The sequence below is a fragment of the Streptomyces sp. NPDC006602 genome (assembly GCF_042870385.1).
Taxonomy (GTDB): Bacteria; Actinomycetota; Actinomycetes; order Streptomycetales; family Streptomycetaceae; genus Streptomyces.
Window position 1 is genome coordinate 69,975 of sequence record NZ_JBIAHG010000014.1, and the last position, 14,812, is coordinate 84,786.

A 14,812-nucleotide genomic window follows, 5' to 3' on the forward strand; every position below is an offset into this window, starting at 1 on the left:
GGACTCACCAGAAGGGAGCCGCCTGAAGATGTCCCGCCTCAACGACCTCCGATTCCGTGCCGCCACCGGCTTCCAACGCCGCGTCGGCAATCCGGTCCTGCGCCGCCTCCCCCTCCAGACGGTCCTGGAGACCACGGGCCGCGTCTCCGGCCTGCCCCGCCACACCCCGGTGGGCGGCCGCCGCGTCGGCGACTCCTTCTGGCTGGTCTCCGAGTTCGGCGAGAGATCCCAGTACGTCCGCAACATCAAGGCCGATCAGCGAGTACGGGTACGGATCCGGGGACGCTGGCACACCGGCACGGCCCACCTGCTGCCCGACGACGACCCGGTGGCACGACTGCGCAGCCTGCCGCGGGTCAACAGCGCGGGGGTGCGAGTGCTGGGGACCGGGCTGTTGACGGTGCGGGTGGATCTGGCGGATTGAAGAAAGCTGGTTGTGCCCCCTGTCGAGCCTCCTCGGGGGGCACGGTCGCGGGCCCGCACTCGGCCCACAGCAGTTTGCCGCCGTGCCCCTCGCCCAGCGCGTACCCGCCCCACGCATCGGCACAAGCCCGCACGAGCTGCAACCCACGGCCGCCCTCGGCGTCCTCCGCCGGTACGGCGGCGAGGGCGCCACCGCCGCCGAAACCTGGCGGGAGTCGGGAGTCGGCGTCCCAGACGGCGACCCGCAGCCGACCGGGCCCGACGGAGCGGATACGGAGGGCGTAGGTGCCGCTCGTGTGCCGGTGGGCGTTGGTCAGCAGCTCCGAGACCAGCAGCTCGGCGGTGGAGGTGAGCCGGGCGAGGCCATGGGCGGCCAGGACCGTGCGCAGGGTGGCGCGGGCGATACCCGGTGCGCGGGGATCGCGCGGAAGGTCGAGGGTGTAGGCCCAGGGCGGAGATGACGTCGCCATCGGAGGTCTCCGATCACTGAGGAGAGACGGGTGGCGCCGGGGCCCTGGCCATGGCGTCCCACGGTGCGCTCCGAGACGAGGCGCCTGAGCATGACGATAGGGACCGCAGATGACGTACGGGGGTCCGGGATCCTTCCGCTCGCACTTGGGTCGTGTGAGCAGAGCGGCCCGGGCCGTTTTCGACCTGGAGGCCTACCGCGGGACCGCCGAAGTCCTCACGTCACCCCGGCCACACGATCGCCTGAACCTCGCTGTAGGCGTGCAGCGCGTACGACCCCACGTCCCGCCCGACCCCGCTCCTCTTGAACCCCCCGAACGGCGCCTCCATGTTCCGCCCGACCGTGTTCACGCCGACCCCGCCGGCCCGTAGCCGCCGTGCCACGCGGAAGGCGCGGGCGACGTCCGCCGACCAGACGTAGTCGATGAGGCCGTAGTCGGTGTCGTTGGCCAGTGCCACGCCCTCCTCCTCTTCCTCGAAGGGGAGGACCGACACGACCGGGCCGAAGATCTCCTCGCGGGCCACGCGCATGTCGTTCGTGCAGTCGGCGAGGAGGGTGGGGGTGACGAAGAACCCCCGGTCCAGCGGCGGCCGTTCGCCGCCCGTCACCACCACCGCGCCCTCCTTCCGGCCGAGTTCGACGTACGACTCCACCCGGTCCCGGTGGGCCGCCGAGATCACCGGTCCGACCACCGTGTCCGGCTCGCTCGGAGCTCCTACCTTCAATCGACCCGCGTACGCGGCCAGTTGCTCGACCAAGCGGTCGTACACGCCCCGCTGCGCCAGCACCCGCGTAGGCGCCGTGCAGATCTGCCCGCTGTAGAAGGAGAAGGTCGTCCCGATCCCGGCGACCGCCGACCCGATGTCCGCGTCGTCGAATACGACGGCCGCCCCCTTGCCGCCCAGCTCCATCAACTGGCGTTTCATGTCCCGCCCGCAGACGGAGGCGATGCGCTGTCCGACGGCGGTGGAGCCGGTGAAGCTGACCATGTCGACGTCGGGGGACGAGACGGCCGCCTCGCCCACCTCCACCGACCTGCCGGAGACGACGTTCACCACCCCGCGCGGCACCCCGGCCGCCTCCAACGCCTCCGCCATCCGGTAGACGGAGAGGGGATCCTGCGGAGCGGGCTTCACCACCACCGTGTTGCCCATCGCGAGCGCCGGGGCGAGCTTCCCCGCCGGGTTCGCCCAGGGGTTGTTGTACGAGGTGATGCAGGTGACGACCCCGACCGGCTGCCGTACGGCCAGCGCGCCCAGCACCGCCGCCCGCCCCATCGGCCCGGCCTCGTTGATCTGCGGCGGGATCGCCCACTCGGCGGGCTCCACGCGCGCGTACCGCCGGAACCGGGCGGCGGCCACCCCGACCTGCATACGCCGGGCCGTCGCCGTGGTCGCCCCGGTCTCGGCCCGGGCGAGCTCGGCGTACGAGTCCAGGCGGGTCCCGATGATCCCCGCGGCCCGCGCGAGGATCGCCGCCCGCTCCTCCGGCGTCGTACGCGACCACGGCCCGAAGGCCTCGCGGGCCGCGGCACAAGCCGCGCGCACCTGATCCCGCGAGGCCTCCGGCGCCCAGCCGACGGTCTGTTCGGTCGCCGGGTCGACGACCTCGTAGTGACCGCCGTCCGGCTCGACCCACGCACCGCCGATGAACAGCCGCTGTCCCTCCGAGAAGGTCACTTGGTCGCCACCGTCCGGGTGTCCCGCCCCGAGCGCAGCACCTTCCCCGGTACGGCCCCGCTCACCACGTCGTCCCGGATCGCCTCGACCCCGTTGACCCAGACGGCCCGTATCCCGATGGCCTTGGAGTCCAGCCGGGGGCTGTCTCCCGGCAGGTCGTGCACCAGGGTGGCCGTGCCCGCGGCGATCCGTTCCGGGTCGAAGAGGACGAGGTCGGCATGGAAGCCCTCCCGTATCCGGCCCCTTTCCCTGAGGCCGAAGAGCTGTGCCGGATCGTCCGTCAGCATCTTCACCGCCTGCTCCAGGCCCACCAGCTTCCGGCCGCGCAGACAGTCCCCGATGAACCGGGTCGTGTACGGGGCTCCGCACATCCGGTCCAGATGCGCGCCCGCGTCCGAGCCGCCGAGCAGCACGTCCTCGTGCTGCCAGGTCTCGGCGCGCAGGGACCAGGACGCCGGGTCGTTGTCGGTCGGCATGGGCCACAGGACCGTTCGCAGCTCGTCGGCCGCGCAGATTTCGACCAGGCACTCGAAGGGGTCCTGGCCGCGTTCCGCCGCGATGTCCTGCACCACCCGCCCGCTCAGACCCCGGTTCGCCTCGCTGTAGGTGTCGCCGATGACGTACCGCCCGAAGTGCGTCAGCCGCCGGAAGACGCCCGCCTCCTTGGACCCGGCCCGCTCCAGCATCTCGGCCCGGACGGAGGGGTCGCGTAGCTTCTCGATCCGCTCCGGGACGGGCAGGCCGAGGATCGGACCCCACCCCGGGATGAGGTTGAGGGCGCAGAAGGTGCCGAGCGACATGTTCATCGGCGTGAGGATCGGCATGGTGAGCGCGACGACCCTGCCGCCCGCCTTCCGCGCCTGCTCGCTCGCGAGGAGCTGCCTGGGCACCCGCTCGGGGACGGACGCGTCGATCGTGAGGACGTTCCAGTTCAGGGGCCGTCCGGCCGCCGCGCTCATCTCCACGAGCAGGTCGATCTCCGCGTCGCTGAACTGGTCGAGACAGCCGGCGACGATCGCCTCGATCTGCGTGCCCTCGTGCTCACCGACGGCCCGTGAGAGCGCCAGCAGCTCGGCGGGCAGGGCGTGCCGGGAGGCGACCGGCTTGCCGTCACCGTCGGAGTGGGTGGACGACTGGGTGGTGGAGAGCCCCCAGGCCCCGGCGTCCATGGCCTCGTGGAACAACCGGAGCATCGCCGCGAGCTGCTCCTCGCTCGGCTGCCCGCCGACCGCGTCCGGGCCCATGACGTACCGCCGCAGCGCACAATGCCCCACCATGAAGCCCGCGTTGACGGCGATCCGCCCCTCCAGCGCGTCCAGGTACTCCCCGAAGCCGTGCCAGCTCCAGGGCGCCCCCTCCTCCAGCGCGACCAGGGACATGCCCTCGACCTTGGACATCATGCGGCGCGTGTAGTCGGCGTCCTCGGGGCGCGCCGGGTTCAGGGGCGCGAGGGTGAACCCGCAGTTGCCGGCCGCGACCGTGGTGACGCCGTGGTTGAGCGACGGGGTCGCGTACGGGTCCCAGAACAGCTGGGCGTCGTAGTGCGTGTGCGGGTCGACGAAGCCGGGGGCGAGCACGAGGCCGTGCGCGTCCTCGGTGGTCCGGGCTTCTTCGGTGATCTTCCCGACCATCGCGATACGACCGTCCCGGATGCCGACGTCCGCAGTGAACGCGGGAGCGCCCGTGCCATCGACGACGGTCGCACCCTTGATGACGTGATCAAGCATGGGCTTGCCTCCTTGAACTCCGGGCCGGTGTACGTACCTCAGGGGCGCGGGGCTGTGACATATGCGGCTCCGCCGCGTGGGCGCGACCAGCCACAGACGGCCCGTAGCCGCAAACGGCCCGCAGGCCCACGGCGATCAGGCGGACTGCCGGAACCGAGACGTCCGATGCACCGGATCCGTATCGATCTTCGGAATCACGTGTTCGCCGATGAGGCGAATCGTCTGCAGCGTCTCCTCCTTCGGCACCCCCACCGGCAGCCCGAAGCTCAGCTGATCCGCCCCCGCCTGCTCCCACCGCTTGCACTGCCGGAACACCTCGTCCGGATCTCCGCAGATCAACAACTCCTCCTCGATGAGGAGCTCGACAAACTCCGCGGTGTACTCGGGCAAGGTCTCCGGCCACACCGGGAACCCCTCGGGACGAGGAAACGTGTCGTGGTACCGGAACACCAGCGACGGCAGGTAGTGCAGCCCGCCGTTGACCGCGATCTCGATCGCCTCGGCGTGCGTGGGCGCGCAGATCGCCGTGGTCGTCACCATCACGTTGTCGTTGACGAAGTCGCCGATCGGCTCGGCGTCCACGACCGCCGTCTTGTACTGCTCGAGGACCCACTCCATGTCGGAGACCTTCTGCACGCTGAAGCCGAGCACCCCGAGGCCCTTGCGGGCGGCCATGGCGTACGAGGGCGGCGACCCGGCGGCGTACCACATCGCGGGGTGCGACTTCCCGTACGGCTTGGGGAGCACCTTCCTCGGCGGGAGCTGCCAGTGCTTGCCCTGGAACCCGACGTACTCGTCCTGGAGCCACATCTTCGGGAACTCGGCGATGGTCTCTTCCCAGATCTCCTTCGTGAAGTTCATGTCGGTGATGCCGGGGAGGAAGCCGAGGATCTCGTGCGAGCCGGCCCCGCGTCCGCTGCCGAACTCGAAGCGGTTGGCGGTGAGATGGTCGAGCATGGCCACCTTCTCGGCGACCTTCACGGGGTGGTTGACCTGGGCGAGCGGGTTGAAGATCCCGGAGCCGAGGTGGATCCGTTCGGTCGCGTGGGCGAGGTAGCCGAGGAAGACGTCGTTGGCGGAGAGGTGCGAGTACTCCTCCAGGAAGTGGTGCTCGGACGCCCAGGCGTACTTGAAGCCCGACCTGTCCGCCTGGATGACGTACTCGGTCTCCTCCATCAGCGCCTTGTGTTCGGCCAGCGGGTCGGTCTCGGCTCGCTTGCCCACGTATCCCTGTACAAAGAGCCCGAATTCCAAGGAGGTTCACCGTCCCCGGTTCTGAAGTTCACTGGTTTCTGACGTACCGTCAGATTCATCGGTGGGGCCGACTGTGGCACCGCCCGCATGCACCGTCAATAGCTGATGGTCAGTCAGGCGACGGCCACTCCCGCGAGCCAGCCCCCGTCGATCACGAACGGCTGCCCCGTGATGTAGGAGGAGTCCTCGGACGTGAGGAAGAGCGCGAGCCGCGCCACCTCCTGCGGCCTCCCGATCCGCCCGAGCGGCACGAGCTTGCGGTAGAGCGCGTCCGTCGCTCCCTCGGCGGCGCCACCCGGATTGCTCATCGCGGTGTCGATGGCTCCCGGGCACATGGCGTTGACCCGTATCCCCCGGTCCGCCAGCTCCAGTGCGGCCACCCGCGTGAGCCCGACGATCGCGTGCTTGGTGGCCGCGTACGCCCCCACGTACGCCATGCCGGTCATCCCGGTGTACGAGGCGGTGTTGACGATCGTGCCCCCGTCGGACATCCGGGGTGCCACGGTCCTGATCCCCAGGAAGCAGCCGACCTGGTTGACCCGCAGGACGGTCATGAACTCGTCGAGGGGCGTGTCGAGGAGGCTGTTGAAGCGGAGGATGCCGGCGTTGTTGACGAGCCCGTCGATATGGCCGTACGCCTCCATCACGGCATCGGTCGCGGCCCCCCACTCCTCCTCCCGCCCCACGTCGAGATGCACGTACAGCGCGCCGATCTCCTTCGCGAGGGCCTGCCCCTGCTCGTCGAGCACGTCCGCCACGACGACCTCGGCCCCCTCCTCTCGGAACAGCCGCGCCTCCTGCTCCCCCTGCCCGCGCGCGGCCCCGGTGACGAGAACGACGCGTCCGTCCAGCTTGCCCATGCGGACCCCCTCGGGATCGGTGTATGGGGGCATCGTAGCGCCGTATCTGACGCTTCGTCAGATAACCGAGGAGTAGGGACATTTGACTCTGTCTATACCGTCGCAGGGCTTCAATAATCACTCGCATGTCCAAGCGCAAATTACGCAACAGAAAAGTCAGGTACGTGGCGATCGGGGCGGCACTCGCCACCGGCGGTGCCGTCGTCACGCTTCTTCCGTCGGCGAACGCGGCCGAGGAGGAGAAGACCCCCGAGCAGATCATGTCGATGTGTCACAAGTCCGCCGTGATCAACGGCCAGCGGCGAGCGACCAGGGATTTCGGGGGCGGTCTCGGAGACGGTTTCGCCGCCGACAACTGCGACTTCGTGGAGACGAAGTTCGAGACCTTCGAGGGCCCCACCGAGAAATCCTCCATCGACTTCCCGAACTGCGAGACGAACGCCACCGATCCGGCGAAGGTCTCGGTCACCTGGTCGGCGACGGTCGCCCAGGGCAAGGGCAAGTACACCGTGACCCAACAGGGCGGCGGCCTGGGGATCTTCGGTTTCCTCAGCGGGTCCTGGCTCAAGCACAACGGCACCCTCGACATGACCGTCGAGTCGGCCACCGCGGGCGACACGGAACAGCGGGAAGTACCGGTCGGCAAGGTGCTCCACATGGAGTTCACGCCGAAGATTCAGCGCATGACCGGCGAGTGGCGGGTACGGATCGACGCCAACCCCGGCAGCTTCGCGGTGAACCCCTCCCCCGAGAAGAACTTCGTGGCGCCCGAGGTCGTCGAGGGGCCGGTCGTCCTGCCGGGCGCCGCGGGCGCTCCCGGTGTCGTGGACGGCACGTCCAAGGCCGTCCTGACCGACTGCTGACCCCCACCCCCACCCTCAACCCTCACCTCTCAACCCTCAACCCCCACAGGAGAAACCCATGCCGAGAAGGCATCGGAGCAAGAAGAAGCGCATCACCCTCGTCCTGGCCCCGGTCGCGGCCGTCGCGGTGGCCGTCCCGCTGATGAACCAGGCGGGCGCCGCGACCCCCGACGAGGTGACCGCCGACTGCTCGGCGGACTCGGACAAGCTGGAGAACTGCGAGTTCGTCGATGTGCAGTTCAAGGCGAACAGCCTGGGGCCCAATCAGCGCGTCTCCACGGTGACCGACAACTGCGGGTCGACCGGCACGGCCACGAAGACCTTCAACGTCAGCACTTCGGTGACCCGGACCATTCAGTTGGAGGACGGATTCACCGCCGCCGCCGACACGAAGATCGGGAATTCGGTCTTCGAGATCGGCGTCAAATTCAACACGTCGGAAATCAACATCACGCGAGACGACAAGGCGACAGCCCTGGCGTTCAGCCGCACGGACACCGTGCGGGCGAACAGCCTCGGCTTCTTCATGTGGTCCGCCAAGCGCACCGACGTCAGCGGATTCCTCAAGGCCACCTACAAGGAGGAGCAGAACGGCCAGAAGGTCTTCTTCTCCCCCAGTGAGGGCGGCACGAGCGTGCACGTGTTCTATCCGCAGATCCTGAAGAACGGAACCCCCGACGGCCGGTTGTGGCTGCGGACTGTGGAGTGCGGTACACCCGAGGCCTCCGGCATTCAGAATTCCACGCGCGCCCTCAGGTCGGAACCGGGATTCGGTGCGGGCGGCGAGAACGTCACCGACATCGAAATACCACTGTCGGAAATTCCGGCGCCCTGAGTCCCTGAGCTCACGGACATTCTCAGATGCGAAGCACGGGCGCGGCTCCCAGCCACCGCAGGACCGCGTCCGTGCTTCCGCGTGCGTCCAGCTTGGCGTAGATGTTGCTGAGGTTGTTGCGCACGGTCTTCTCACTGAGCCGTAGTCGCAGCCCGATCTCCTGTGCGCCCAGACCGGTGGACAGCAGCTCCATGATCTGCCGTTCGCGCGGGGACAGCAGCCCGCGCAGCCGTTCCATCGCGTCGCCGCCCGTGGGCACCCGCCGGGCCCCCTCCCGCAGGGCGGCGCACGCCGTCGGGGAGAGATAGGTGTGCCCGACGGTGGCCCCGACCACGGCGGAGGACAACATGCAGGTGCAGTAGTCCCCCTCGACCAGGTAGCCCGCTCCGTCCCGGAACACCTCGACGATCGTGTCGACGTCCCGGCGGGGGCTGACGACGATCACCGGGACGCCCGTGACTCCCAGGCTCCGCAGGGCGTCCGACGGTTCGTCGCAGCGCAGGACGACGACGTCCACGCCCCCGGGAACCCGGAAGGGCGGGGCCAGGCGCACCACCCGGCCCACGTGCGGATCGTCCGGCGCCGGCCAGTCGTCGTGCGGCCACTCTCCCTCCACGCAGGCGAGGGCGACGGAGAGTCGCTCGACCGGGAATCGCTGGGAGGATCGCACGTCACGTGTCCTTCCGCCGGAGTTGTCACGTCCGTACGTCCGTACATACGTGACCCGGCGTGGACATGTTCAAAGTTTCAAGAGGAGCGGGGCCACCTCCTCCCCGAACGCCGCGATCTGGTCCGTGAGTTCGGCACGGCTCCGGCTGCGGAACCGCACCTGGATCTGGTCCACACCCATCGCGGAGTACGCCCGCAACGACTCGGCGAGTTCCCCCGGACCGCCGGCGAGAGTCCGCCGACCGACGTCCCACCCGGGCTCACCGACGTACAGCGGCTCGGTGATGGCCCCGATGGTGAGGGGCTCCTCGATCCCCGCCTCCGCCCGCAGCCGCTTCAGCCCGGAGATCTGCGCGGGCAGCCGATCCCTCGGATCGCCCTGCGGCAGCCAGCCGTCCCCCTTGAGGGCGGCCCGGCGTACGGCAGCGGGGGACGATCCGCCGACCCACAGGGGGACTTGGGTCTGCGCCGGCCTGGGTCGCTGACCGAGTCCCTCGAAGTCGTAGAGCCTGCCGTGGTGTTCGGGGAACTCGTCGGGACCGAGGGCGGTCCTCAGCGCGTCGACACACTCGTCGAGCACGGCGCCACGCCGCCCGAAGTCGACGCCCAGCACCTCGAACTCCTCCCGCACGTGCCCGGCCCCGACTCCGAGGATCAGCCGCCCCCCGCTCAGGTGATCCAGGGTCGCGTACTGCTTGGCGGTCAGCAGGGGATGCCGTAGACCCACGACCGCCACATGACTGAGCAGCCGTACGTGTTCGGTCACGCCCACCAGGAAGGCGAGGGTGGCGACCGGGTCGTACCAGACCGTGCTCATCGCGGGGGCCAGGCGGCGCGGGATCGCCACGTGGTCGCAGGAGGCGATGTACGCGAACCCGGCCCGATCGGCGGCCCGGGCGATCTCGACGAGGTCGGCGGGGCCGGCGGCGGCCTCCCAGGGCTCGGCGTAGATCGTGCTCTGGGACTGGACGGGGAGCTGGATGCCGTACTTCATGCACCGCTCCACAGACCGTAGGGAGTCAGTCCCAGCAGCTCGATCGCGTTTCCTCGTACGATCCGCTCGACGACGTCGGCGTCCAGGTGCCCCATCTGGGCCTCGCCGACCTCCCGCGACTTCGGCCAGGTGGAGTCGGAGTGGGGGTAGTCGGTCTCGTAGAGGACGTTCCCGACCCCGATGGCGTCCAGGTTCCGCAGCCCGAAGGCGTCGTCGAAGAAGCAGCCGTAGACGTGCTCGGCGAACAGCTCGGACGGCGGCCGGTGAACCTTGTCGGCGACACCGCCCCAGCCCCGGTTCTCCTCCCACACCACGTCGGCGCGTTCGAGGATGTAGGGGATCCAGCCGATCTGGCCTTCCGCGTACATGACCTTGAGGTGGGGGAAGCGCTCGAACTTGCCGCTCATCAGCCAGTCCACCATCGAGAAACAGCAGTTGGCGAAGGTGATGGTGGAGCCGACGGCGGGCGGTGCGTCGGCGGAGGTGGACGGCATACGGCTGCTGGAGCCGATGTGCATGGCGACGACCGTGCCGGTCTCGTCGCAGGCGGCGAGGAAGGGATCCCAGTCGTCGGTGTGGACGGACGGCAGGCCGAGGTGCGGGGGTATCTCGGAGAAGGCGACGGCACGGACGCCGCGGGCGGCGTTGCGCCGTACCTCCTGGGCCGCGAGTTCTGCGTCCCAGAGGGGGATGAGGGTGAGCGGTATGAGCCGGCCCTGCGCCTGCGGGCCGCACCACTCCTCCACCATCCAGTCGTTGTAGGCCTGGACGCAGAGCAGACCGAGTTCGTGGTCCTTGGCCTCCGTGAAGGTCTGGCCGCAGAAGCGGGGGAAGGTCGGGAAGCAGACGGCGGACTGGACGTGGTTGACGTCCATGTCGGCGAGGCGGGCGGGCACGTCGTACGAGCCCGGCCGCATCTGCTCGTAGGTGATGACCTCCAGCTTGATCTCGTCCCTGCTGTAGCCGACGGCGGTGTCCAGGCGGGTGAGGGGGCGGTGCAGGTCCTCGTAGACCCACCAGTCGCCGATCGGGCCGTCGTCGCCTGGCCGGCCCATCACGGGCTTGAAGCGGCCGCCGAGGAACGACATCTCCTTCAGGGGGGCGCGGACCGTGCGGGGGCCGATGTCGAGGTACTTCTTCGGGAGCCGGTCCTGCCAGACGGTGGGGGGTTCGACGGTGTGGTCGTCGACGGAGATGATCAAAGGAAGGGGTGAGTTGGTCTCCATGGGGGCACGGTAGCGCCGATCTGACGGTCCGTCAGCTAGCGGGATGGGGCTTCTGGGTTCCCGGGCGGGTGGGGAGAGAGCGTGAGGGCCTTGTGACATCCCGCGCGCCTGCCTGTGATCGGCCTCTCCACAGCTGACGCATCTGCCATGAACAAGGCAAACTGGCGGGGTGGCTCAGGACATCTAGGGGGACGACGGCGATGGACGGTGTACCGCGAGTGCCGGAGGTACCGCGTGTACCGGAGCAGAGGGGGCGCCCCGGGTTCTCCGAGGAGGAGGCGGTGGTGCTGGGAACGGACACGCGCCGGGCCGGAACGGCGACCGTGACTCCGGGATCCGTTGCGCCCGGGGCTGACGAGGGGGGCGTGGGGGGCCTGGGGGCCGGGTCCGGCGAGGCGGCCGTGGCGCTGCGCTTCGGCGTGCTCGGTCCAGTGCGTGCCTGGCGTGGCGAGGAGTCGCTGAGCACCGGTTCGCCCCAGCAACGCGCCCTCCTGGCGGCCCTGTTGCTCCGCGAGGGCCGTACGGCCACCGCCGCCGAGCTGATCGACGCCCTGTGGGGCGAGGAGCCGCCCTCGCAGGCGCTGGCGGCGCTGCGGACGTACGCCTCCCGGCTCCGGAAGGTGCTGGACCCCGGTGTCCTGGTCAGCGAGTCGGGTGGGTACGCGGTGCGTGGCCTGCGCGAGGGCGCCCTGGACCTCTCCGTCGTCCAGGACCTGGCGGCGGAGGCGGACAAGGCCCGGTCGTCCGGCGACCTGTGCCATGCCCGTGACGCCCTGGGCCGGGCCCTGGCCCTCTGGGACGGCGAGGCGCTGGCCGGCGTGCCGGGCCCGTACGCGGAGGCGCAACGGGTGCGCCTGGAGGAATGGCGCCTCCAACTGCTCGAGTCCCGCCTGGACATGGACCTCGAGCAGGGCTGCCACGCGGAGGCGGTCTCCGAGCTGACGGCCCTGACGGCGGCACACCCCCTGCGGGAGCGCCTGCGCGAACTGCTCATGCTCGCGCTGTACCGCAGCGGACGCCAGGCGGAGGCCCTCGCGGTCTACGCGGACACCCGCCGCCTGCTGACCAACGAACTCGGCGTGGACCCCCGCCCCGGCCTCAGGGAACTCCAGCACCGCATCCTGCAGGCGGACCCCGGCCTGGCGGAACCGTCGGCCCCGCAGGCCGAGCCGTCCGCCGTGCCGGTCCGCCCCGCCCAACTCCCGGCGACCGTCGCGGACTTCACCGGCCGGTCCGCCTTCGTGTCCGAGCTCGGCGACGTGCTGGCATCCGCCGAGGGCCGCGTCATGGCGGTCTCGGCCCTGGCCGGAATCGGCGGGGTCGGCAAGACGACCCTGGCGGTCCACGTGGCCCACCAGGCGCGAAGCGCCTTCCCCGACGGCCAGCTCTACGTCGATCTCCAGGGCGCCGGCACGAGGGCGGCGGAGCCGGAGACGGTCCTGGGCTCCTTCCTGCGGGCCCTGGGCACCGCCGACTCCGCCATCCCCGACTCCCTGGAGGAACGGGCGGCGCTCTACCGCTCGGTACTGGACGGCCGCCGGGTGCTCGTGCTGCTCGACAACGCCCGCGACGCCGCCCAGGTACGCCCCCTGCTCCCCGGCACGGAGGGCTGCGCGGCCCTGATCACCTCCCGGGTCCGGATGGTCGACCTGGCGGGGGCCCACCTGGTGGACCTGGACGTCATGTCCCCGGACGAAGCACTGCAACTGTTCACGAAGATCGTCGGCGAGGAGCGGGTGCGTTCCGAGCGCGAGGCCGCCCTGGACGTCGTGGCGGCCTGCGGCTTCCTTCCCCTGGCGATCCGCATCGCCGCCTCCCGCCTGGCAGCCCGCCGCACCTGGACCGTCTCGGTCCTCGCGGCCAAGCTGGCCGACGAACGCCGCCGCCTCGACGAACTGCAGGCCGGCGACCTCGCGGTGAAGGCCACCTTCGAACTCGGCTACGGAGCCCTGGAGCCCGCCCAGGCCCGCGCGTTCCGGCTGCTCGGCCTGGCGGACGGACCGGACATCTCGCTCGCCGCGGCCGCAGCGGTCCTGGACCTGCCGGCGGAGCAGACGGAGGACCTGCTGGAGTCCCTCGTCGACACGTCGCTGCTGGAATCGGCGGCGCCGGGCCGCTACCGCTACCACGATCTGGTCCGGCTCTACGCGCGTGCCTGTGCGGAGAGGGACGAGTGGCCGCCCAGTGAGCGGGAGGCGGCGCTTTCCCGGTTGCTGGACTTCTACTTGGCCACCGTGGCGGGGGTCTACCTGATAGAACGGCCCGAGGACCGGCTCGTGGATCACCTGGAGCCCACGGACTACCCGGGGCTGGCCTTCTCGGACCGGCACGCGGCCCAGGACTGGCTGTACGCCGAGGCGGTGTCGCTTCTCGCGTGCGTACGTCAGTCCTCACGGCGCGGAACCTTGCGACGCGCCGTCGACGTCCTGTGGGCGGCGGTCGACCTGGCCGAGTCGGGTGCCAACTCCAAGGAGTACGAAGCGGTTGCGGAACTCCTGCGGAACGCGGCACGGGAGGCCGGGGATCCCCGCACGGAGGGACGAGCACTGACCACACTGGCCTTCGTCCACCACATCTCCGGCAGCAGGTTCGACGTGGCCCTCCAGGAGGCCGAGCGAGCCACGAAACTGGCCCGGGAGGCCGACGATCCGCTCACGGGCTGCTGGTCGTCCAACATCAGCGGTGTGGTCGCGCTGTACCAGAACCGGCACCAGGAGGGTGAGGAGCACTTCACCCGCGCCATCGAGAGTTTCCGGACCGTCGGTGACCGACCGGGTGAGGCCAGCGCCCTCTGCAACCTCTCGCGCATCCATCTGGCCACCGGACGGACCCAGACCGCGGTGGCGATGGCCCAGCAGGGCGCGGCGATGTACGACGACATGGGGCACGCCCTGAGGGGAGCCAACGGCCGGTACGCGCTGGGTCTCGCCCTCACCCAGAGCGGGAAGCTGTCCGAGGCGACCGAGTGCCTGCACGAGGCCCTGCGGGTGTTCCGGGACAGCCGCCAGCGCCTGTGGGAGGGCATGACCCTGTTCCGCCTCGCCGAACTCGACCTCGCCGCGCGACGCCCGGCCCAGGCCGCGGTCAACGCCGAGACGGCGCTGACCCTGCTGCGGGGGATCGGCGGGGAATGGCGACGTGGAAACGTCCTCACGGTGCTGGGGCGGGCGCTCAACGGGATCGGTCAGATCGACCGGGCCCAGGTGTGCTGGCGCGAAGCCATCGACATCTTCGAGGCGCTGGGCTCGCCGGAGGCGGCCGAGGTCAGAAGCCTGCTGCAGCCCACGGCCGTCGCCTGAGACGGGCGCCCCGCCCGCCGGGAGAGACGCGTTCATCATTCGTTTATCGCCGCCCGGCACTCTCAACCGTGTCGAGCCGTCGCGTCGGGGGGCAGGCGGAGCGACGAGAGGCCGGACCTCTTAGGGTGAACCGGCCCAGCGGATCCGTCCGGCAACCCTCGGGGGAGTTGCCGGGCGGATCTCTCAGTCCATCGCAGAACACTGTCAGGGGAGTCAGCGACATGACCGACGAGAACAGCACCGACAACGTCCACGCCACGGACGAGCCGACCGGCGACGCCACGACGGACAACGTCCACGCCACCAGCGAGCCGCTCACGACCAAGAACGTGCATGCCACCACCGAGCCGCTCAAGCTGACCGGTGACGACACGGGCGAGGCGTCGACGGACAACGTCCACGCCACGGACGAGCCGGTCTGACCAGACCTTCTTCCCACACGGGGGATCGACCGCGGCGGCGCGGAGGGGAAGCCGCCGCGGTCGATGCGTGTGCGGCATCCGCCTCAGGGCTT

The 14,812-nt window shown here is 70.2% G+C and carries 13 protein-coding genes; 5 read left to right on the forward strand and 8 right to left on the reverse strand.

Annotated elements, in window-relative coordinates:
• The first annotated feature begins 28 nt into the window (after positions 1–28).
• Entirely contained in the window at positions 29–424 is a 396-nt protein-coding gene (locus tag ACFYO2_RS29910) for a nitroreductase/quinone reductase family protein (protein ID WP_388355246.1), read from the forward strand.
• Here ACFYO2_RS29910 and ACFYO2_RS29915 read toward each other — a convergent pair.
• The 5 genes from ACFYO2_RS29915 to ACFYO2_RS29935 form a co-directional block, all read right to left on the reverse strand.
• Positions 357–893, reverse strand: coding sequence for an ATP-binding protein (locus ACFYO2_RS29915; RefSeq protein WP_388355248.1), 537 nt, complete (start codon positions 891–893; stop codon positions 357–359). The two genes, ACFYO2_RS29910 and ACFYO2_RS29915, sit on opposite strands and share 68 nt — an antisense overlap.
• Positions 894–1,113: 220 nt before the next feature.
• A complete protein-coding gene (locus ACFYO2_RS29920; protein ID WP_388355250.1) occupies positions 1,114–2,571 on the reverse strand; it encodes an aldehyde dehydrogenase family protein in 1,458 nt (485 codons plus the stop codon).
• Positions 2,568–4,298, reverse strand: a complete 1,731-nt coding sequence (locus ACFYO2_RS29925; RefSeq protein WP_388355252.1) for an amidohydrolase family protein — start codon at positions 4,296–4,298, stop codon at positions 2,568–2,570. The genes ACFYO2_RS29920 and ACFYO2_RS29925 overlap by 4 nt, the downstream gene beginning before the upstream one ends.
• 135 nt (positions 4,299–4,433) lie before the next feature.
• Positions 4,434–5,552: an LLM class flavin-dependent oxidoreductase gene (locus ACFYO2_RS29930; protein ID WP_388355254.1), complete on the reverse strand. Its 1,119-nt coding sequence runs from the start codon at positions 5,550–5,552 to the stop codon at positions 4,434–4,436.
• 113 nt (positions 5,553–5,665) lie between these two features.
• Positions 5,666–6,412, reverse strand: a complete 747-nt coding sequence (locus ACFYO2_RS29935) for an SDR family NAD(P)-dependent oxidoreductase (protein WP_388355439.1) — start codon at positions 6,410–6,412, stop codon at positions 5,666–5,668.
• Between the two features lie 125 nt (positions 6,413–6,537).
• Between ACFYO2_RS29935 and ACFYO2_RS29940 the strand changes: the two genes are divergently transcribed.
• Together ACFYO2_RS29940 and ACFYO2_RS29945 are read left to right on the forward strand one after the other, a co-directional pair.
• Positions 6,538–7,275, forward strand: a complete 738-nt coding sequence (locus ACFYO2_RS29940; protein WP_388355256.1) for a hypothetical protein — start codon at positions 6,538–6,540, stop codon at positions 7,273–7,275.
• A 58-nt stretch (positions 7,276–7,333) separates the two neighbouring features.
• Positions 7,334–8,110, forward strand: coding sequence for a hypothetical protein (locus tag ACFYO2_RS29945; protein ID WP_388355258.1), 777 nt, complete (start codon positions 7,334–7,336; stop codon positions 8,108–8,110).
• A 22-nt stretch (positions 8,111–8,132) separates the two neighbouring features.
• Here the strand turns inward: ACFYO2_RS29945 and ACFYO2_RS29950 are convergent, their stop codons facing one another.
• The 3 genes from ACFYO2_RS29950 to ACFYO2_RS29960 form a co-directional block, all read right to left on the reverse strand.
• Positions 8,133–8,780, reverse strand: a complete 648-nt coding sequence (locus tag ACFYO2_RS29950; RefSeq protein WP_388355260.1) for a response regulator transcription factor — start codon at positions 8,778–8,780, stop codon at positions 8,133–8,135.
• A gap of 69 nt (positions 8,781–8,849) precedes the next feature.
• The gene (locus ACFYO2_RS29955; protein WP_388355262.1) at positions 8,850–9,773 is read right to left on the reverse strand and encodes an LLM class F420-dependent oxidoreductase; all 924 of its coding nucleotides are present in this window, start codon (positions 9,771–9,773) and stop codon (positions 8,850–8,852) included.
• Complete coding sequence (locus ACFYO2_RS29960; protein WP_388355263.1) at positions 9,770–10,999, reverse strand: amidohydrolase family protein; 1,230 nt, start codon at positions 10,997–10,999, stop codon at positions 9,770–9,772. Before ACFYO2_RS29960 ends, ACFYO2_RS29955 begins: the two co-directional genes overlap by 4 nt.
• Positions 11,000–11,199: 200 nt before the next feature.
• Between ACFYO2_RS29960 and ACFYO2_RS29965 the strand changes: the two genes are divergently transcribed.
• Together ACFYO2_RS29965 and ACFYO2_RS29970 are read left to right on the forward strand one after the other, a co-directional pair.
• Complete coding sequence (locus ACFYO2_RS29965) at positions 11,200–14,298, forward strand: BTAD domain-containing putative transcriptional regulator (RefSeq protein ID WP_388355265.1); 3,099 nt, start codon at positions 11,200–11,202, stop codon at positions 14,296–14,298.
• Positions 14,299–14,519: 221 nt separating this feature from the next.
• The gene (locus ACFYO2_RS29970) at positions 14,520–14,720 is read left to right on the forward strand and encodes a hypothetical protein (protein WP_388355267.1); all 201 of its coding nucleotides are present in this window, start codon (positions 14,520–14,522) and stop codon (positions 14,718–14,720) included.
• Positions 14,721–14,812: the final 92 nt, after the last annotated feature.

Coding starts and splice junctions, on each gene's coding strand:
- ACFYO2_RS29910 (WP_388355246.1), top strand. CDS start 29: ATGTCCCGCCTCAACGACCTCCGATTCCGTGCCGCCACCGGCTTCCAA.
- ACFYO2_RS29915 (WP_388355248.1), bottom strand. CDS start 893: ATGGCGACGTCATCTCCGCCCTGGGCCTACACCCTCGACCTTCCGCGC.
- ACFYO2_RS29925 (WP_388355252.1), bottom strand. CDS start 4,298: ATGCTTGATCACGTCATCAAGGGTGCGACCGTCGTCGATGGCACGGGC.
- ACFYO2_RS29935 (WP_388355439.1), bottom strand. CDS start 6,412: ATGGGCAAGCTGGACGGACGCGTCGTTCTCGTCACCGGGGCCGCGCGC.
- ACFYO2_RS29940 (WP_388355256.1), top strand. CDS start 6,538: ATGTCCAAGCGCAAATTACGCAACAGAAAAGTCAGGTACGTGGCGATC.
- ACFYO2_RS29945 (WP_388355258.1), top strand. CDS start 7,334: ATGCCGAGAAGGCATCGGAGCAAGAAGAAGCGCATCACCCTCGTCCTG.
- ACFYO2_RS29955 (WP_388355262.1), bottom strand. CDS start 9,773: ATGAAGTACGGCATCCAGCTCCCCGTCCAGTCCCAGAGCACGATCTAC.
- ACFYO2_RS29960 (WP_388355263.1), bottom strand. CDS start 10,999: ATGGAGACCAACTCACCCCTTCCTTTGATCATCTCCGTCGACGACCAC.
- ACFYO2_RS29965 (WP_388355265.1), top strand. CDS start 11,200: ATGGACGGTGTACCGCGAGTGCCGGAGGTACCGCGTGTACCGGAGCAG.
- ACFYO2_RS29970 (WP_388355267.1), top strand. CDS start 14,520: ATGACCGACGAGAACAGCACCGACAACGTCCACGCCACGGACGAGCCG.